Source organism: Histophilus somni (assembly GCF_014202395.1).
GTDB lineage: Bacteria > Pseudomonadota > Gammaproteobacteria > Enterobacterales > Pasteurellaceae > Histophilus > Histophilus somni.
The window spans coordinates 36,356-54,134 of sequence record NZ_JACHGQ010000009.1 but is presented as its reverse complement, the minus strand read 5'-3'; the positions used below and the strand labels follow the sequence as shown (position 1 = coordinate 54,134).

Genomic DNA, 17,779 nt, shown 5'->3' with positions numbered 1-17,779 from the left:
TAATTTTATAAAATTACAAAAATAAATATGTAAGAGTATTTTTTCTTTCAATTTATATGGATTAAAATCAAAAAAAGTGCTTTTTTACAAGACAAACATACGAAATAGCTTTACTATATCGCCAGTTTTTATACTTATTTTAGATTAACTATAGAAGGAAAACAAAATGGCAAAAATCGTTAAAGTAATTGGTCGTGAAATCATCGACTCTCGTGGCAATCCAACTGTTGAAGCTGAAGTTCATCTTGAGGGTGGTTTCGTTGGATTGGCAGCGGCGCCATCAGGAGCGTCAACAGGCTCACGTGAAGCATTAGAATTGCGTGATGGGGACAAAGCTCGTTTCTTAGGTAAAGGTGTATTAAAAGCTGTTTCAGCAGTAAATAACGAAATTGCTACCGCACTAGTTGGAAAAGAGGCAAGCAACCAAGCTGAAATCGACCAAATCATGATTGAATTGGACGGTACGGAAAATAAATCAAAATTTGGAGCAAATGCTATTTTAGCGGTTTCTTTAGCAAATGCTAAAGCGGCAGCTGCCTCTAAAGGTATGCCTCTTTATGCTTGGATTGCAGAGTTGAACGGTACACCGGGTGTATATTCTATGCCGTTGCCGATGATGAATATCATCAACGGTGGTGAACATGCTGACAACAATGTGGATATTCAAGAATTTATGATTCAACCGGTCGGTGCGAAAACATTAAAAGAAGCTTTACGTATTGGGGCTGAAGTGTTCCATAATCTTGCGAAAGTGTTAAAAGGAAAAGGATTAAGCACCGCAGTAGGTGATGAGGGCGGTTTCGCACCTAATCTTGAGTCTAACGCCGCCGCACTTGCTTGCATTAAAGAAGCGGTAGAAAAAGCAGGTTATGTATTAGGTAAAGACGTAACATTGGCAATGGACTGTGCTTCTTCCGAATTCTATAACAAAGAAAACGGTATGTATGAAATGAAAGGCGAAGGTAAATCTTTCACTTCTCAAGAATTTACTCACTACTTAGAAGGGTTATGCAAAGAATATCCAATCGTGTCTATTGAAGATGGTCAAGATGAATCTGATTGGGACGGTTTTGCATATCAAACCAAAGTATTAGGCGATAAAGTTCAATTAGTGGGAGACGATCTATTTGTAACCAATACGAAGATCTTAAAAGAAGGTATCGAAAAAGGGATTGCAAATTCAATCTTGATCAAATTTAACCAAATCGGTTCATTAACTGAAACGTTAGCCGCCATTAAAATGGCTAAAGATGCAGGTTATACTGCAGTTATTTCACATCGTTCCGGTGAAACTGAAGATGCAACAATTGCAGATTTGGCAGTCGGTACAGCAGCCGGTCAAATTAAAACCGGTTCTATGAGCCGTTCTGATCGTATTGCAAAATATAACCAATTAATTCGCATTGAAGAAGCATTAGGTGAGAAAGCACCGTTTTTAGGTTTAAAAGCGGTTAAGGGTCAAGCATAATTTATTTTTGCTCAAATTTGGAAACGCCACGGATAGAACTGTGGCGTTTTTTTATTATGTAGAATAAAAATTCCACTAAAACAGACCGCACTTTTTATTGGCATTTAAGTTATAATACCAACCACAAATTGACTTAATAAAAAAGGAATAAATAATGCAAAATCCAAACGATGATGTGCTTTATGTGCCTGTTGAATGGCAGGATTTCAGTTCAGGTTATACAGATATTTTGTATCATAAATCTACTGACGGTATCGCAAAAATTACTATTAATCGCCCTGAGGTTCGTAATGCCTTTCGCCCACAAACAGTTAAAGAGATGATTCGAGCCTTTTCCGATGCACGTTTTGATGAAAAAATTGGTGTAATTATACTTACCGGTCAAGGGGAAAAAGCTTTCTGTTCCGGAGGAGACCAAAAAGTGCGGGGTGATTACGGTGGCTATAAAGATGAAAGCGGTGTGCATCATTTAAATGTGTTGGATTTCCAACGTGATATTCGCAGTTGTCCAAAACCTGTGGTGGCAATGGTAGCCGGTTATGCGATTGGAGGTGGACATGTTTTACACATGTTATGCGACTTAACTATTGCAGCGGAAAATGCGATTTTTGGGCAAACAGGTCCCAAAGTCGGCTCATTCGATGGTGGTTGGGGGGCAAGCTATATGGCTCGTATCGTTGGACAGAAAAAAGCACGTGAAATTTGGTTTTTATGTCGTCAATATAATGCCCAAGAAGCATTGGAAATGGGATTGGTCAATACAGTTGTACCTTACGCTGATTTAGAAAAAGAAACGGTGCGTTGGTGTCGTGAAATGTTACGCAACAGCCCGATTGCCTTGCGTTGTTTGAAAGCAGCTTTGAATGCGGACTGTGATGGTCAAGCAGGTTTACAGGAGCTGGCAGGTAATGCAACTATGTTATTTTATATGACGGAAGAAGGGCAGGAAGGACGCAATGCGTTTAATGAAAAACGTGCACCTGACTTCAGTAAATTTAAGCGAAATCCATAAATTTAATCAGTAAAAGTGCGGTAAGAATAGTGGAAAATTTGACCGCACTTTTGTCTTGTTTGAGGAAAAAATAATGTTGAAAAAATGGTTGTTTCTTTTAGTGATTTTAGTGGTGCTAGGTATTTTTGCCACTTTCGTTATTTTTGATGCAAAAGATCACTGTTTAGATTATGGTGGTCGTTATAATGACAATACACAACAATGTGAACAGTAATGACAAATCGAATTTTTCATTTATACCAATATGCTATTCCTGTGGATAGCCAGCTTATTTTGCGCAATCGCTTTTTGAAGAAACGTGAAGGGTTGTTTGTGCAAATAAAATGTGGTGAGCATGAAGGTTGGGGGGAAATTGCCCCTTTGCCTGAATTTAGCCAAGAAACTCTAGAACAGGCGAAAGAGCAAACTGTTCAATGGTTAAAAAAGTGGGTGCAGGCAAGATCTGCAAATCAAAAATTTTCATTGCAAGGGCTATATCCGTCTGTTGCTTTTGGCTTAAGTTGTGCTTTGGCTGAAATGGAAGGAGAATTGGTGCAAGAAGGAAACTATCAAGTCGCCCCGTTATGTTACGGCGATCCTGATGAGCTTTATGATGTATTAAATCAAATTCCGGGGGAGAAGGTAGCTAAAATTAAGGTTGGCATGTATGAAGCAAATCGTGATGGTATGATTGCTGATATGTTGTTAGAAGCAATTCCTGATCTTTATTTGCGTCTTGATGCTAATCGTAGTTGGACGTTGTCGAAAGCACAGTTGTTTGCCAAATATGTAAAGCCTGAACATCGCAAGCGTATTCAGTTCTTAGAAGAGCCTTGTAAAACGCAAGACGATAGTCGTCAATTTGCACAGGATACGGGTATAGCGTTAGCTTGGGACGAAAGTATTCGAGAACAAGGATTTAAATTAGAAAAAGAACCGCACTTAGCAGCAATTGTAATTAAGCCTACTTTGATTGGTTCGTTGCAAGACTGTGTTAAATTAATCGAAAAAGCACATCAATTGGGCTTAAAAGCAGTGATCAGCTCGTCTATTGAAAGCAGTTTAGGATTGACCCAATTAGCTCGTATCGCAAAACAATATACGCCAAATGTTACTCCGGGGTTGGATACATTAAGTTTAATGGATTATCAAATTTTACGTTCTTGGCAAGGCTCGGATTTACCTTTGTTAGATTTGAGTTCGGAATTTATTAAAAAAATTGAAATAGAGTAATTAAAAAAGGTCGCCAAATTAGCGACCTTATTTTTTCAGCAAGGGAAATTAACCCATACCATATTTTTTTAATTTTTTACGTAAAGTGCCACGGTTAATGCCCAGCATTGTTGCCGCACGTGTTTGGTTACCACGTGTATATTGCATGATCATATCTAACATAGGGTGTTCAACCTCTGCTAAAACTAATTCATAAAGATCGTTCACATCTTGACCGTCTAATTGTGATAAATAGTTTCTTAATGCTTGTTTAACTGAATCACGAAGTGGTTTATTTGTTACTTGAGATTGTGAATTTAATACTGAAACAGTTAATGCTTCAGCCGGATTACGTTGTTCTAACATGTTTCTTTATCCAATAAAATAAAATTAAAAAAATCTTCTAGTGCAATTAGTTGTGCTTTAGCATTCGTAATTGCATTAAAAGTCTGTCTAAAATCGGAATTAGGTTGAATTCCCTCTAAATACCAAGATACGTGCTTACGAGCTATGCGATATCCTTTATCTTCACCATAAAACTGATGCAGATCACGAATATGTTGCAAAATCACGCTGCACTTTTCATCTAAACTTGGCTCTGGAATAGTGATACCTGTTTCGATTAAGCTTACTATTGACTGAAATAGCCAAGGTTTACCTAATGCCCCACGTCCAATCATTATTCCATCTGTTCCCGTATAACTGAGAACTTCTTGTGCTTGTTTTGCGGTTGTTATATCACCATTAGCAATAACAGGAATCGAAATTTGTTCTTTAACTTTTTTAATGCTGTCATATTCAGCATTTCCATTAAATAAACATTCACGTGTACGTCCATGTATGCTTAATGCTTGAATTCCTGCTTGTTCAGCAATTTTTGCAATGTCGATACAATTACGATGCTCTTGATTCCAGCCTGTTCTAATCTTCAATGTTACCGGTACATTTACCGCTTTGACTACCGAATATAGAATTTTTTTAACTAAGTCAGGATATTGTAAAAGAGCAGATCCTGCTAATTTACGGTTCACTTTTTTAGCTGGGCACCCCATATTAATGTCAATAATCTGTGCACCATATTCTACATTCACTTGTGCGGCTTGAGCCATCTCAACCGGATCGGAACCAGCAATTTGCACAGCGTTAATTCCCGCATCTTGATGATGGGCAAGACGCAATCTTGATTTTTCTGTATGCCAAACTTGTGGATTGGCTGACATCATTTCAGAGCAAGTCAAACCTGCTCCATAAAAAGAACAAAGCCTTCTAAAAGGCTGATCTGTTATGCCTGCCATAGGAGCTAAAAGTACATTACTTTTTAATTGATAAGAACCAATTTGCACTTCTGCTTCTCCAAATTATGCTATATCAGATTTATTGCTTTCGCTAGTCAAGGCGACAAGGTGCGTTATGATACGCACTTTTAAGTCATTTGCAAAGAATATTTTTTATACAAATTACATTTTTTTGATATTGGTTAAATTTTATATCATTTACTTTTATTTTTTGTATAAAATCATATAAATGAATTAGACAAATGAGTTTAATTTTCCGGTAATTCGGCACCATTCCTCTCGTTCAGTTATCGGATCAAGAGTAAATTTCCCTTGATAGGCTTCACAAACGGAGTCTGCTTGTGTAGATAGAATACCGGATAAGCCCAAATCACCTTGTGGTTTGACTAAATTGCTGATTATCGGGTAAAGCTCTTTCAACGGACCGGCAAGAATATTGGCAATCACCACATCTGCTTGTAAATCGGTTGGTTTTTCTTCTGATAAAAATAATTGTAAACGCTCTGCTACACCATTTTGTTCAGCATTGTTATAACTGGCGAGAATAGCTTGTGGATCAATGTCAATTCCGACCGCACTTTTTGCACCTAATTTAAGGGCAGCAATGGCTAAAATACCTGAACCACAACCGAAATCAATCACAGTTTTTCCTGTTAAATCTAAGCTGTCTAACCATTCTAAACAAAGTGCGGTCGTCGGATGTGTGCCTGTACCAAAAGCCAAACCGGGATCAAGCATGACATTTATCGCATTTTCGTCAGGTATTTCACGCCAGCTAGGACAAATCCATAGGCGTTTTCCAAATTTCATTGGATGGAAATTATCCATCCATTCTCTTTCCCAATCTTTATCTTCAATTTGTTCGATTTTATAAGCAGTATTTTCATCAAGATGATTTTTTTGTTGCAATAGGCGGACAATTTGTTGCATATTGGTTTTTGCATCAAACAAGGCAATCACATCGGTATTTCCCCACAGACGGGTTTCCCCCGGTAGCGGTTCAAAAATCGGTGTGTCTTGGCTGTCCATAAACGTAACGGACACCGCACCTAGATGATCTAAATATTCACTGATTTTTTCTGCTTTTTCATTTGTACTGTTTAAACGAAGTTGTACCCAAGCCATTTATTTTTCCTTATTTTTAATCAATTTATTTCCTACTTGATTTCCCAATAAGAATGCAATTAAGCCAAATAATAAAGCGGGAATAATAGCGTGGAAATTAAATAATTTTATGTCAAGAGCGGTAAGTAATATGTAACTTATTAGCCCGACTAACATTGAACTAATAGCACCATAAGCGTTAGCTTTTTTCCAATATAGGCCAAATAACATAACCCATAGAAATGTGGTTTCCAGTCCACCTAAAGCAAATAAATTTAACCAGATCAACATATCAGGCGGATTTAAGGTTGCTATGGTAACGAGTAAGGTTAGAAATAAAGTTGTTAATATTGATAGGCGTTTTATTCCGGTTTCATTGTGTATTTGAGCGGGGTAAAAACGTAAATATAGATCTTTAATCAAAGTAGAGGACATTTGGATTAATGTAGAGTCAACAGATGACATAATTGCCGCCATTGGTGCGGCAAGAAAAATACCAGCAACTACAGGTGGTAATACTTGTATCATCAAAGTAGGAATAATTTTATCACTTACATCTAAGGTTGGAATTACAGCACGCCCTAAAGCACCGGCTAAATGTATTCCGAGCATTAGTACAGCGATGACGATTGTACCGATAATAATACCGCTATGTAATGCCTTACTATTCTTATAGGCAATAGCACGCACAACTGTATGAGGTAAACCTAGTAACCCAAAGCAGACTAATACCCAAAACGAAGCCATAAATGTAAAATCAAGCGGTCTGTCATCAGTGCCATAAGGCGTGATTAAGTGCGGATCAATTTTAGCTAAGTGATCAATAAGTTGGCTAATCCCGCCTCCTGCATAAATGACACCGCCCAGTAATAAAAAGGTTCCCAAAACCATGATGAGGCCTTGGATAGTATCGGTCAGTACTACCGCTCTAAAGCCTCCTATAAAAGTGTAAATACCAACAGTGGTAGCAAAAATGAGTACTGAAATGTGGTAGTCGATATGTAATGTAGTTTCTAATAAACGACCTATGCCGATAAATTGCACGGACATCATTATAAAGAACGAAAACAGCAATGAAAGGCTTGCCAGTAGGATAATATAGGGATTTTTATAACGAGAGAATAAAATATCATTAACAGTTAAACTTTGATTTTTTCGTGCCAGCATGGCTAATTTTTTACCCAGTACCCCTAAAGTAAACAAGACTACCGGAACTTGGATCATGGCTAACAATACCCAACCTAAACCGAATTTATATGCGGCACCCGGTCCGCCTATAAAAGATCCTGCTCCAACATAAGTGGCGGCTGTCGTCATCGCTAATACAAAGCCTGACATAGAGCGGTTACCAATATAATATTCGCTTAAGAAATTGCCTTGACTTCTTTGACGATAGGAATAGTAAGCAATGCCGAATACAAAGAGCAAGTAGAGAACCAAAGGTAAAATGATATTAATGTTCATTTTTCCTCTCCTAATGATAGATTCTTAAAAAAGAACTTAATACACAAATACACGATGATAATAAACACTATGGGAAAGTATATGCAAGACAATTCAAACCAAAGAGGAAAACCAAGCGGACCTCTTGCCTCATCAGGTAAATAGGCAAAAATGCACCAGCCGATAAGATATAGCACTGTTAAGCACAAGGCATAGCGAGATTCTTTAGCTGATTGTTTGTAATGTACTTTCATTTTTTATCCATAAAAAAGTGGATACTATTATCCACTTTTGCTTTTATTTTTATAACTCAATGAGAGTGATATTAATCTCTCATACCCAATTTTTTCTCAAGATAGTGAATGTTTGTTCCACCTTTTTGGAAATTTTCATCGGAAAGAATTAAATTATGCAAAGGTATATTGGTTTTTATACCATTGATAATAGTTTCGGATAATGCATTTTGCATACGACGAATCGCTACTTCACGAGTATCACCATAAGTAATTAATTTAGCAATCATCGAATCATAATGTGGTGGCACTGTATATCCACCATAAACATGAGAATCCCAACGAATACCGAAACCACCCGGAGAATGTAAGTGTGTTACTTTACCGGGGGATGGTAAAAAGGTCTTAGGATCTTCTGCATTAATACGGCATTCGATGGCATGACCTTTAACTTTTATGTCTTCTTGTTTAATTGAAAGCGGAAATCCTGCTGCGATTCGAAGTTGCTCTTTAACTAGGTCAACACCGGTAATCATCTCGGTTACAGGATGTTCTACTTGAATGCGAGTATTCATTTCGATGAAGTAAAATTCACCATTTTCGTATAAGAACTCAAATGTACCGGCACCACGATAGCCAATTTCAAGACAGGCATTAGCACAACGAGTACCAATATCACGTCTTGTTTCTTCTGAAATACCCGGTGCCGGAGCTTCTTCAACAACTTTTTGGTGGCGACGTTGCATCGAGCAATCACGTTCAGCTAAGTAAATGGCATTTCCATGTGTATCCGCTAAAACTTGGATTTCAATATGACGTGGATTTTCCAGATATTTTTCCATGTAAACCATATCATTATTAAAAGCCGCTTTCGCTTCAGCTTTAGTCATAGCGATAGATTCTTCCAATGATTTTTCATCACGTACAACACGCATTCCACGACCACCACCTCCACCGGAGGCTTTAATAATAATTGGATAGCCGATACGCTTGGCGATTTCTTTATTTTTATTAATATCGGCACCTAAAGGACCGTCTGATCCGGGTACACAAGGAACACCGGCTTTTTTCATAGCATTAATTGCAGAAACTTTATCACCCATTAAACGAATAACATCCGCTGTTGGACCGATAAAAATAAAACCTGAGCGTTCAACTTGTTCAGCAAAGTCCGCATTTTCGGATAAGAAACCATAGCCGGGGTGAATCGCATCTGTACCAGTAACTTCAGCAGCCGCAATAATAGCAGGAATATTCAAATAGCTTTTGGCGGAAGGTGCGGGACCAATACAAACAGTTTCATCAGCCAATAAAACATGTTTTAACTCACGATCGGCTGTTGAATGTACTGCAACAGTTTTTATACCAAGCTCTTTACAAGCACGCAGAATACGTAATGCAATTTCACCACGATTGGCAATAACAACTTTTTCTAACATAAGAATCTATCTCTTGGAATAATGTTGTAGGACGGTAAAAGTCCTATAAAAGTAAAATAATTATTCGATTACAATCAGAGATTCATCAAATTCAACAGGTTCGCCATCATTGACTAAAATTGCTTTGATGATTCCCGCTTTATCAGCTTCAATTTTATTCATCATTTTCATAGCCTCGACAATACAAAGTGTATCACCAACTTTGACATGTTGTCCTATTTCAATAAAAGCTTTGGCTTCTGGGCTTGGGCTACGATAGAAAGTACCGACCATTGGTGAGCGAATAATATGACCTGACGGTTCTTCATTTACTTGTGTTACTGGCGTACCGGTTGCTTCCGACACTGTAGGCGGAGCAACTACTGGTGTAGGTGCTGTAACAGGAACATTATATTGAATAGGATTGGAAACAGGGGAGCCACGATTAATGCGAATGGTCTCTTCTCCTTCAGAAATTTCAAGCTCCATAATGCCTGATTCTTCAACTAATTCGATAAGTTTTTTAATTTTACGAACGTCCATAATGATTTCCTAAAATAACTAAAATTAATACTGTTCATAAATAAATCGCCATTAAAATCCCCAATTTAGACAAAATTGAGGATAAAAAAGTGCGGTTAATTTAAAATGAATTATTTCGCCCGAGAGATTACCTGAAAAAATAAATTTTTGCGATAAATTTCTGTGAAATTCGGTAAAATTTATGCAAATTATTTTATTTTCTTTAGATAGTTCGAGGCATATTGTAATGCAAATTCATAACCTTGAGCACCTAATCCGCAAATAACACCTTCGGCAATATCACTAAGATAAGAGTGGTGACGAAAAGGTTCTCGTCTATGGATATTGGATAAGTGAACTTCTACAAAAGGAATAGATACTGATAGCAAAGCATCACGTAATGCAACACTGGTATGAGTATAAGCCGCAGGATTGATAATAATAAAATCGATTAGATGAAAGCTTTGGTGAATTTTATCTATTAATTTTTCTTCACTATTTGCTTGAAAGCAACTTAGCTCAAGTTGATGTTGTTGAGCTAATTCTTGCATGCGTTGTTCAATATCTTCTAAAGAGAGATTGCCATAATGTGTAGGCTCACGTTTTCCTAACATATTTAAGTTAGGACCGTTTAACAATAAAATTTTTGCATATCTAGACATGGTATTTACCTTTTTATGATGGATAAACTATTATACCGTATACTGCTTTTTATAAAAACGTAGTGATGGTTGTGGTCAAACCAATGAAACAGACCGGATTAAGTGGTAATAAAAGTCAAATAAAGAAATAATTAACTAAAATTGTCACGAATTTAACTAAAAAATAAGTATCTTATATTCTTGGTCAGACCGCACTTTAGTTAGATAAATAAACTAAAATAAGCTACTATATGCTGGTAGTATTTTTATATTGTGTTTGTTTTATTTTGCAAGGAGTATGAAATGGAACTATTTGATGGGTTACCAATTGCTACGATTATTTTTATTTTATTAATTGTATTTATTTTATATTCAACTTTAAAAACCGTTCCTCAAGGCTATCATTGGACAATAGAACGCTTCGGGCGTTATATCCGCACTTTAACACCGGGATTGAATTTTGTCGTACCTTTCGTGGATCGTGTCGGTCGTCGTATTAATATGATGGAGCAAGTCTTAGATATTCCATCGCAAGAAGTTATTTCTAAAGATAATGCTAATGTGTCTATCGATGCGGTTTGTTTTGTGCAAGTTATTGATGCTCGTTGTGCAGCTTATGAAGTCAATCACCTTGAACAAGCCATCATTAATTTAACCATGACAAATATTCGTACGGTATTAGGTTCTATGGAATTAGACGAAATGCTTTCTCAACGTGATAATATCAACAGCCGTTTATTAGCTATTGTAGATGAAGCAACGAATCCTTGGGGAATTAAAGTAACACGTATTGAGATTCGTGATGTTCGTCCACCGCAAGAGCTGATTGCAGCGATGAATGCACAAATGAAAGCTGAACGTAATAAACGTGCTGATATTTTAGAGGCTGAAGGTGTGCGTCAAGCTGAAATTTTACGTGCCGAGGGTGAAAAACAGTCTCGAATTTTAAAAGCTGAAGGTGAACGTCAAGAAGCGTTTTTACAGGCTGAAGCTCGTGAACGGGCTGCTGAAGCCGAGGCGAAAGCAACACAAATGGTGTCAGACGCAATTTCAAGTGGAGATACTAAAGCAATCAATTACTTTATTGCTCAAAAATACACTGAAGCATTAAAAGAGATTGGTAGTGCAAATAATAGTAAGATTGTACTTATGCCACTTGAAGCCGGAAATTTAATTGGTTCTGTTGCAGGCATTGCTGAATTGTTAAAAGGCAATAAACAGTAATATCAATGGACGCTTAGGCGTCCTCTATTGAGAGGAAACATGTAAAATGGAATGGTTTGACGCTTGGACATTTTGGCATTGGCTGATTTTAGGTTTTTTATTATTGATTGCAGAGATAATTGTTCCAGGCGTTTTTTTATTATGGTGGGGTTTAGCCGCTATTATTGTTTCAATGATCACCATCATTATTGATTTATCTCTGACTATACAGTGCGTTATTTATGGCATCTTAGCAATAGTGTTGAGTGTCGCATGGTGGAAATATCAACATACTAAAGATGAAAAAGATCAGGCAAATTCTTCTTTAAACCGGCGAGATCACGCCATGTTGGGATGTCTAGGTAAGGTTGAAGTGATAGCCGAAAATGGCATTGGTCGAGGTGTTTTTGGCGATACCACTTGGCGTATTCAAGGTAAAGGGTTGCAACAAGGGGATATTATTGAAGTTCAAGCTGTGAATGGAATTACGTTGATCGTTCAAAAAAAATAAGAGAAAGAAATGAAACACTTAATTATTTTTACTCATCCTAATAATCAGACGAGTTTTAACCAAGCAATATTAGAGCAAACTGTAAAGACGGGTCAAAAACTGGGGGTTGAAACACGAGTTAGGGATTTGTATGCTCTTGATTTCAATCCAATTTTATCTTGGGAAGAATTACAGGCAGCACAACAAAAAATCACACCGGCAGAAATTCGTTATGAACAAGAATTAATCGATCAATCTGATCTTATTACACTTATTTATCCATTGTGGTGGATGGGATTTCCTGCAATCTTAAAAGGCTATTTAGATCGTATTTTAAGCCATGGGGTTGCCTACAAAACGGAAAATGGTGTTTCAGAGGGGCTTTTACATGGTAAAAAAATACAACAATTTATTACTATGGGTAATAATTTACAGAAATATCAAGAACGTGGATTTGCACAATCATTACAAAATTGCTTAGTTGATGGTCTGTTTAATTATTGTGGAGTTACTGATATTGATCATAGTTTTTTCGGTGATATTCACATTTTAGATGAACAAGCTAAGCAACATATCTTGCAAGAAGTAAGAGAAAAAACAGTGAAAAATCTCACCGCTCTTTTAGCGTTACAAAAGGAAGGTATTGCGTGATTGTAGCTCAAATGAATAATTTTTCCTTAATAAGCCGATTGTTCGGTAATTTATTTTATCGTCAACCGACAGATCCTATAATGACAGACGTATTTTCTTGGTTACAACAAAAAGGTTTGGAACAGGTTTGGTGTTTGGAAACAGATAAACAAAGTAAAGAGGCGTTAGATAGTTTGCAAATACCAATGGATTTAAACGCACTGGAAATAGAATATCAGCGTTTATTTATGACTGATACGCCACTTATTTCAATGAAAATCTCTGATTATGGAATTAATCCGGATGAATTTTCTTCGTTTAGACAAGAGCGAGGATGCCCAGTGGTAGAAAGTGCGGATCATTTTGCGTTGGTTTTTTTAACTGCCTCTTGGATTGAAGATAATTTAAATTCCATTCAAGCCCAGCGAGAACTATTTGAAATTTTTTTGTTACCTTGTGCTAGTCAGTTTTTTAACCAAGTAGAAAAGCATGCAAATTTACCCTTTTATCGTGCTTTAGTTTTGCTTTCTAGAGAAATTTTATCAGCGATGGCAGACGAATTGGAAGAAAGTGAAAAATAAATTAAACGGGGCGTAACGCTCCGTTTTTATTTTTGACTATATTCAAAAATATACATTGAAAACTTTTGAATAGCAATTAAAAATGAAAATCCCTAATCTCATTAAAAATGTAGATTTTTAACTTCATTCTTACTATAATAGTCTTTCAATGTAATACTATGGAGAAAACTTATGGCACTTACAAATGCGTCTATCAGCTTTAGAACAGTTGAGCAAACTAAATCCGAAGCCTATCAGGTCATTGAACAATATGGTCTTACACCATCACAAGTATTTAATATGTTTTTGGCTCAAATTGCCAAGACTCGCTCTATCCCTGTTGATTTGAATTATCTTCGCCCAAATAAAGAAACCTTAGCAGCTATGGACGAATTAGATAGCGGTAATGCAGAGAGCTTTTTTATTGAAGCTGGAGAAAATTATTCTGTCGAAGAGTTTACAAAACGCATTCTTAACGGGTAACTAATGTCTGGTAAACAATTAAAGGTCAGTTACTCTAAACAATTTGCTAGAGATTTGACTGATTTGGCAAAACGTTACCCAAATGTGCTAGTAGGAACGAAATATATTACAGCAATGCACTGCTTGTTAAACCGCTTGCCATTGCCTGAAAGCTATCAAGATCACACATTAGTTGGAGAATGGAAAGGTTATCGAGATTGCCATATTCAAGGGGATTTGGTGCTGATTTACCAATACGTTATACACGATGAATTTGATGCGTTGAAATTTTCTCGTTTAAATACCTACTCGCAAACAGCTTCAAAATAGAAGTAATCAATATATTTGTTTTTATTATGTAACTTTTGAATAGAGGTAAAAATAGCTCTTGTTGGATTTGCTGGAGTATCAACTCATAAGCAGGACTTAAAAGACCAAATAAACCAATTAAAAAAGCAGGCTGCAAAATTCAGGGAACTAGGGAAAATAATGCAGAAAGGCTAGAATTACTGAATTATATCCGAGAGGGGGGATGTTGTTGCTAGCCTAGATAGGTCAGGGTGCATTACAAGTTATAGGTGTTATAACTGAATTTCACGATAGAAAAATCGACTTTAAAACACTAGACGGAATGTTCGATACAACAGCACGGAATACCCCTCTTTCTATAGCATTAACTCAACTATTAAGCGTCCTTGCTGAATTAGAGAGAAATGCTATCATAGCCCGAACAAGAGAGGACAAACCCGACGCTAGAAATTTCTTGGATATTAATTTACTTCTTTGAATAAAATTTCTCCGGGAATAATTTCACCTTGCCAATAAAGTTCAGAAGCTACTTTTTCTGCTAATTGTAAGAAAGATTGCGATATTTCGCTTTCTGGAGCAGAAATGACAGTTGGTATACCGTTATCCATATCTTCACGTAATTGAATATGTAACGGTAGTTGAGCCAAGAGTTTAATTTGATATTTTTGTGCCATTTTTTTAGCCCCGCCTGTTCCGAAAATCGTTTCATGATGACCACATTGACTACAAATATGAACAGACATATTTTCAACAATACCAAGAACGGGAACTTGTACACTTTGGAACATTGAAATTCCTTTGATTGCATCAAGTAATGCAATATCTTGTGGAGTAGTTACGACGATAGCACCGGTAACAGGAATTTTTTGTGATAACGTTAATTGAATATCACCGGTTCCGGGAGGCATATCAATCACCAAATAATCCAATTCACCATGATTTGCCCAAAGTGTTTCTTGTAATAACTGGCTTAAAGCACTACTTGCCATTGGGCCACGCCAAATTGTGGCACTGTCCGGCTCCATTAAAAAACCGATGGAACTGGCAGCTAAGCCATGTGCCTGAATTGGATCGATATGTTGATTATCCGGAGAAGTAGGGCGGTTCTGACTAACGCCTAGCATATGCGGTATGGAAGGTCCGTAAATATCTGCATCTAAGATACCTACTTTTGCTCCCTGAGTTTGTAATGCCAGTGCAAGATTGACGGAGATTGTTGATTTTCCTACCCCGCCTTTGCCGGAACTTACCGCAATAATATTTTTAATACCTTTTACAGCAGGCAGGTTATTTGCTCGTTTTAGAGTGGCAATTTGATAGCTAAGTAACCATTTGATTTCTGTTGCTCGTGTGATTGCTTCTAATTTATCGCTAAGTGCGGTCTTTAATTGTGCAAAACCGGTGTTCCACGCAAAAGGCATCACTAGCTCTATCCGTAACATATTGCCGCCAAGTTCGATTTTTTTGACCGCACCTAAGCTAATTAAATCTTTTTGTAAAGTAGTATGACTAAATTGTCGGAAACATTCTTGTAACTGTTGTTTTTGTGATTCAGAGAGGTTATGTGAAAAATGGATTGTCATATTCTTTTTTCCTAAAGAAACAAGTTAAATTGCTACGGTCATCATAGCATAACTACGATTGTAAAGTATCGAGAGCTGGAAAAAATACCACTAATAAGGTAAGATGAACAACAAAATTTTCATATTTAAAGGTTAAATTAATGTCAACGAATTCACGTCAAATTTTAGTTACTTGTGCCTTACCCTATGCAAACGGACCTATTCATTTAGGCCATATGCTAGAACATATTCAAGCGGATATTTGGGTTCGCTTCCAACGAATGCGTGGCAATGAAATTTATTTTGTTTGTGCAGATGATGCTCATGGTACACCAATCATGCTTAAAGCAGATCAAATGGGCGTAAAACCTGAGCAATTAATTGCAGATGTGCAACAAAAACATATGGCTGATTTTAGTGGTTTTAACATTAGTTTTGATAATTATCATTCCACTCACAGTGATGAAAATAGAGAGTTAGTTGAAGCAATTTATCATAAATTAAAGCAAAATGGTTTTATTAAAACTCGTACTATTTCTCAGCTTTTCGATCCTGAAAAAGCGATGTTTTTGCCTGATCGTTTTGTGAAAGGAACTTGCCCGAAATGTAAGGCGGAAGATCAATATGGCGATAACTGTGAGGTTTGTTCTGCAACTTATAGTCCGACAGAACTTATTTCACCACGTTCAACAGTATCAGGTGCAACGCCGGTATTAAAAGAAAGTGAACATTTTTTCTTTGATTTACCTGCTTTTGAGTCAATGTTGACAGAATGGATACGTTCAGGGTCTTTACAACAAGAAGTCGCAAATAAAATGCAGGAATGGTTTGAGGCTGGATTACAACAATGGGATATTTCTCGTGATGCACCTTATTTTGGCTTTAAAATTCCTAATACTGACAATAAATATTTTTATGTGTGGTTAGATGCACCGATTGGTTATATGGCATCGTTTAAAAATCTCTGTGGCAAAAAGAGCGGTATTGATTTTGATAGTTTCTGGAGCAAAGAGAGTCATGCCGAGCTTTATCATTTTATTGGTAAAGACATTATGTATTTCCACAGTTTATTTTGGCCGGCGATGTTGGATGGAGCCAGTTTACGCAAACCGAATAATATTTTTGTACATGGCTACGTTACTGTCAACGGTGAGAAAATGTCAAAATCTCGAGGGACGTTTATTCAAGCCGCCACTTACTTGAAATATTTAGATCCTGAATGCTTACGTTATTACTATGCTGCTAAATTAGGCAGCCGTATCGATGATTTGGATTTAAATTTGGACGATTTTGTACAGCGTGTAAATACGGATTTGGTGAATAAATTAGTTAATTTAGCTTCAAGAAATGCAAGTTTTATTCAAAAACGTTTTGACGGGAAATTGGCGGATAAATTAGATGATAAAATGTTGTTCGATGAATTTATTGCACAGTCAGAGTTAATTGCCGACTACTATGAAAATCGTGAGTTTGGAAAAGCGATTCGTGAAATTATGGCACTTACTGATAAAGCCAATAAATATGTTGATGAAAAAGCACCTTGGGTTATTGCCAAAGACGAAAGTCGCACAGATGAACTACAACAAGTGTGTTCAATGGGGATTGAATTATTCCGTGTATTAATAGGTTACTTGAAACCTGTCCTACCAAATCTAGCAGCACGTGCAGAAGCATTTTTAAATACGCAATTGACTTGGGAAAATGTAGCAAGCCCTTTGTTAGATCATCAAATTGCACCGTTTAAACCTCTATTTTCACGCTTAGATATGAAAAAAATTGAAGAAATGATCGAGGCTTCAAAAATAGAAAATGCGAAAGCTAACCAAACCGCAGGGAAAAGTGCGGTAGAAAATAAAGCATTTTCCGAGTTTGAGCCAATTGAAGAAAACATTACTATCGATGATTTTTGCAAAGTGGATTTACGGGTAGCGAAAGTTTTGAAATGTGAAGCCGTGCCAGAAAGTAATAAGTTGCTGAAATTTATACTGGATATAGGCAATGAAACTCGTCAAGTATTTTCCGGAATTAAAGCGGCGTATGGTAAGCCGGAAGATTTGGAGGGGCGTTTTGTGATTATGGTCGCAAACTTAGCACCAAGAAAAATGAAGTTTGGAATGTCTGAAGGTATGATTTTAAGTGCAGGCAACGGTGGTGCGGATTTATATTTACTTGATGTTGATGCAGGTGCAAAAGCGGGACAACGAGTTAAATAATTACTGACAAAATAACCCCGAAT

At 36.8% G+C, this 17,779-nt stretch carries 21 protein-coding genes; 12 read left to right on the top strand and 9 right to left on the bottom strand.

All coding sequences use genetic code 11. The features are described 5' to 3' along the window. The first annotated feature begins 166 nt into the window (after window positions 1–166). The 4 genes from eno (at window position 167) to menC (ending at window position 3,692) form a co-directional block, all read left to right on the top strand. Window positions 167–1,468, top strand: a complete 1,302-nt coding sequence (gene eno / locus HNR69_RS07090) for a phosphopyruvate hydratase (RefSeq protein ID WP_011608718.1) — start codon at window positions 167–169, stop codon at window positions 1,466–1,468. Window positions 1,469–1,622: 154 nt separating this feature from the next. Beyond that, the gene (gene menB, locus HNR69_RS07085; RefSeq protein WP_075294496.1) at window positions 1,623–2,480 is read left to right on the top strand and encodes a 1,4-dihydroxy-2-naphthoyl-CoA synthase; all 858 of its coding nucleotides are present in this window, start codon (window positions 1,623–1,625) and stop codon (window positions 2,478–2,480) included. A 73-nt stretch (window positions 2,481–2,553) separates the two neighbouring features. Continuing rightward, window positions 2,554–2,694: a hypothetical protein gene (locus HNR69_RS07080; protein ID WP_157665522.1), complete on the top strand. Its 141-nt coding sequence runs from the start codon at window positions 2,554–2,556 to the stop codon at window positions 2,692–2,694. After that, entirely contained in the window at window positions 2,694–3,692 is a 999-nt protein-coding gene (gene menC, locus HNR69_RS07075; protein ID WP_075294497.1) for an o-succinylbenzoate synthase, read from the top strand. The genes HNR69_RS07080 and menC overlap by 1 nt, the downstream gene beginning before the upstream one ends. 48 nt (window positions 3,693–3,740) lie before the next feature. On the opposite strand, the gene fis is transcribed toward menC, so the two are convergent. From fis to aroQ, 8 genes are all read right to left on the bottom strand, one after another. Further along, on the bottom strand, window positions 3,741–4,037 hold the full coding sequence (gene fis / locus HNR69_RS07070; RefSeq protein ID WP_011608721.1) for a DNA-binding transcriptional regulator Fis: 297 nt from the start codon (window positions 4,035–4,037) through the stop codon (window positions 3,741–3,743). Further along, complete coding sequence (dusB, locus tag HNR69_RS07065; RefSeq protein WP_012340739.1) at window positions 4,031–5,014, bottom strand: tRNA dihydrouridine synthase DusB; 984 nt, start codon at window positions 5,012–5,014, stop codon at window positions 4,031–4,033. Before dusB ends, fis begins: the two co-directional genes overlap by 7 nt. Window positions 5,015–5,200: 186 nt before the next feature. Then, window positions 5,201–6,091, bottom strand: coding sequence for a 50S ribosomal protein L11 methyltransferase (gene prmA, locus HNR69_RS07060; RefSeq protein ID WP_075294498.1), 891 nt, complete (start codon window positions 6,089–6,091; stop codon window positions 5,201–5,203). Continuing rightward, on the bottom strand, window positions 6,092–7,534 hold the full coding sequence (gene panF / locus HNR69_RS07055; RefSeq protein ID WP_075294499.1) for a sodium/pantothenate symporter: 1,443 nt from the start codon (window positions 7,532–7,534) through the stop codon (window positions 6,092–6,094). Then, entirely contained in the window at window positions 7,531–7,767 is a 237-nt protein-coding gene (locus tag HNR69_RS07050; RefSeq protein WP_041605123.1) for a YhdT family protein, read from the bottom strand. The genes panF and HNR69_RS07050 overlap by 4 nt, the downstream gene beginning before the upstream one ends. 71 nt (window positions 7,768–7,838) lie before the next feature. Continuing rightward, on the bottom strand, window positions 7,839–9,185 hold the full coding sequence (gene accC, locus HNR69_RS07045) for an acetyl-CoA carboxylase biotin carboxylase subunit (protein ID WP_012340737.1): 1,347 nt from the start codon (window positions 9,183–9,185) through the stop codon (window positions 7,839–7,841). Between the two features lie 60 nt (window positions 9,186–9,245). Then, a complete protein-coding gene (accB, locus tag HNR69_RS07040) occupies window positions 9,246–9,707 on the bottom strand; it encodes an acetyl-CoA carboxylase biotin carboxyl carrier protein (protein ID WP_012340736.1) in 462 nt (153 codons plus the stop codon). A gap of 188 nt (window positions 9,708–9,895) precedes the next feature. Then, window positions 9,896–10,348, bottom strand: coding sequence for a type II 3-dehydroquinate dehydratase (gene aroQ, locus HNR69_RS07035; protein WP_011608728.1), 453 nt, complete (start codon window positions 10,346–10,348; stop codon window positions 9,896–9,898). Between the two features lie 282 nt (window positions 10,349–10,630). Between aroQ and HNR69_RS07030 the strand changes: the two genes are divergently transcribed. The 7 genes from HNR69_RS07030 to HNR69_RS09775 all read left to right on the top strand — a co-directional run bounded on the left by HNR69_RS07030 (window position 10,631) and on the right by HNR69_RS09775 (window position 14,459). Further along, the gene (locus HNR69_RS07030; RefSeq protein ID WP_011608729.1) at window positions 10,631–11,551 is read left to right on the top strand and encodes an SPFH domain-containing protein; all 921 of its coding nucleotides are present in this window, start codon (window positions 10,631–10,633) and stop codon (window positions 11,549–11,551) included. A 46-nt stretch (window positions 11,552–11,597) separates the two neighbouring features. Beyond that, entirely contained in the window at window positions 11,598–12,041 is a 444-nt protein-coding gene (locus HNR69_RS07025) for an NfeD family protein (RefSeq protein WP_012340735.1), read from the top strand. 9 nt (window positions 12,042–12,050) lie between these two features. Beyond that, window positions 12,051–12,671: an NAD(P)H-dependent oxidoreductase gene (locus HNR69_RS07020; protein WP_011608731.1), complete on the top strand. Its 621-nt coding sequence runs from the start codon at window positions 12,051–12,053 to the stop codon at window positions 12,669–12,671. Between the two features lie 11 nt (window positions 12,672–12,682). Continuing rightward, window positions 12,683–13,231, top strand: coding sequence for a TorD/DmsD family molecular chaperone (locus HNR69_RS07015; protein WP_011608732.1), 549 nt, complete (start codon window positions 12,683–12,685; stop codon window positions 13,229–13,231). A 171-nt stretch (window positions 13,232–13,402) separates the two neighbouring features. Then, window positions 13,403–13,693, top strand: a complete 291-nt coding sequence (locus tag HNR69_RS07010) for a type II toxin-antitoxin system RelB/DinJ family antitoxin (RefSeq protein ID WP_012340733.1) — start codon at window positions 13,403–13,405, stop codon at window positions 13,691–13,693. A gap of 3 nt (window positions 13,694–13,696) precedes the next feature. Further along, window positions 13,697–14,002 (top strand): YafQ family addiction module toxin, encoded by a 306-nt coding sequence (locus HNR69_RS07005; RefSeq protein WP_012340732.1) that lies wholly within the window; start codon window positions 13,697–13,699, stop codon window positions 14,000–14,002. Between the two features lie 220 nt (window positions 14,003–14,222). Continuing rightward, window positions 14,223–14,459: a recombinase family protein gene (locus tag HNR69_RS09775; RefSeq protein ID WP_080514392.1), complete on the top strand. Its 237-nt coding sequence runs from the start codon at window positions 14,223–14,225 to the stop codon at window positions 14,457–14,459. On the opposite strand, the gene apbC is transcribed toward HNR69_RS09775, so the two are convergent. After that, window positions 14,443–15,564 carry an iron-sulfur cluster carrier protein ApbC gene (apbC, locus tag HNR69_RS06995; protein WP_012340731.1) on the bottom strand — a complete coding sequence of 374 codons (1,122 nt, stop codon included), beginning with the start codon at window positions 15,562–15,564 and terminating at the stop codon, window positions 14,443–14,445. The genes HNR69_RS09775 and apbC overlap by 17 nt on opposite strands. Window positions 15,565–15,704: 140 nt before the next feature. Here apbC and metG point away from each other — a divergent pair, with 140 nt between their 5' ends. After that, complete coding sequence (metG, locus tag HNR69_RS06990) at window positions 15,705–17,756, top strand: methionine--tRNA ligase (protein ID WP_075294501.1); 2,052 nt, start codon at window positions 15,705–15,707, stop codon at window positions 17,754–17,756. The last annotated feature ends 23 nt before the right edge of the window (window positions 17,757–17,779 follow it).

Excerpts from the sequence above, each read along its gene's own strand:
- HNR69_RS07025 (WP_012340735.1), top strand. The coding sequence starts at position 11,598 with ATGGAATGGTTTGACGCTTGGACATTTTGGCATTGGCTGATTTTAGGT.
- accB (WP_012340736.1), bottom strand. The coding sequence starts at position 9,707 with ATGGACGTTCGTAAAATTAAAAAACTTATCGAATTAGTTGAAGAATCA.
- HNR69_RS07020 (WP_011608731.1), top strand. The coding sequence starts at position 12,051 with ATGAAACACTTAATTATTTTTACTCATCCTAATAATCAGACGAGTTTT.
- menB (WP_075294496.1), top strand. The coding sequence starts at position 1,623 with ATGCAAAATCCAAACGATGATGTGCTTTATGTGCCTGTTGAATGGCAG.
- accC (WP_012340737.1), bottom strand. The coding sequence starts at position 9,185 with ATGTTAGAAAAAGTTGTTATTGCCAATCGTGGTGAAATTGCATTACGT.
- metG (WP_075294501.1), top strand. The coding sequence starts at position 15,705 with ATGTCAACGAATTCACGTCAAATTTTAGTTACTTGTGCCTTACCCTAT.
- HNR69_RS07015 (WP_011608732.1), top strand. The coding sequence starts at position 12,683 with ATGAATAATTTTTCCTTAATAAGCCGATTGTTCGGTAATTTATTTTAT.
- aroQ (WP_011608728.1), bottom strand. The coding sequence starts at position 10,348 with ATGTCTAGATATGCAAAAATTTTATTGTTAAACGGTCCTAACTTAAAT.
- HNR69_RS07080 (WP_157665522.1), top strand. The coding sequence starts at position 2,554 with ATGTTGAAAAAATGGTTGTTTCTTTTAGTGATTTTAGTGGTGCTAGGT.
- apbC (WP_012340731.1), bottom strand. The coding sequence starts at position 15,564 with ATGACAATCCATTTTTCACATAACCTCTCTGAATCACAAAAACAACAG.
- HNR69_RS07010 (WP_012340733.1), top strand. The coding sequence starts at position 13,403 with ATGGCACTTACAAATGCGTCTATCAGCTTTAGAACAGTTGAGCAAACT.
- panF (WP_075294499.1), bottom strand. The coding sequence starts at position 7,534 with ATGAACATTAATATCATTTTACCTTTGGTTCTCTACTTGCTCTTTGTA.
- HNR69_RS07050 (WP_041605123.1), bottom strand. The coding sequence starts at position 7,767 with ATGAAAGTACATTACAAACAATCAGCTAAAGAATCTCGCTATGCCTTG.
- prmA (WP_075294498.1), bottom strand. The coding sequence starts at position 6,091 with ATGGCTTGGGTACAACTTCGTTTAAACAGTACAAATGAAAAAGCAGAA.
- HNR69_RS07030 (WP_011608729.1), top strand. The coding sequence starts at position 10,631 with ATGGAACTATTTGATGGGTTACCAATTGCTACGATTATTTTTATTTTA.
- HNR69_RS07005 (WP_012340732.1), top strand. The coding sequence starts at position 13,697 with ATGTCTGGTAAACAATTAAAGGTCAGTTACTCTAAACAATTTGCTAGA.
- eno (WP_011608718.1), top strand. The coding sequence starts at position 167 with ATGGCAAAAATCGTTAAAGTAATTGGTCGTGAAATCATCGACTCTCGT.
- fis (WP_011608721.1), bottom strand. The coding sequence starts at position 4,037 with ATGTTAGAACAACGTAATCCGGCTGAAGCATTAACTGTTTCAGTATTA.
- menC (WP_075294497.1), top strand. The coding sequence starts at position 2,694 with ATGACAAATCGAATTTTTCATTTATACCAATATGCTATTCCTGTGGAT.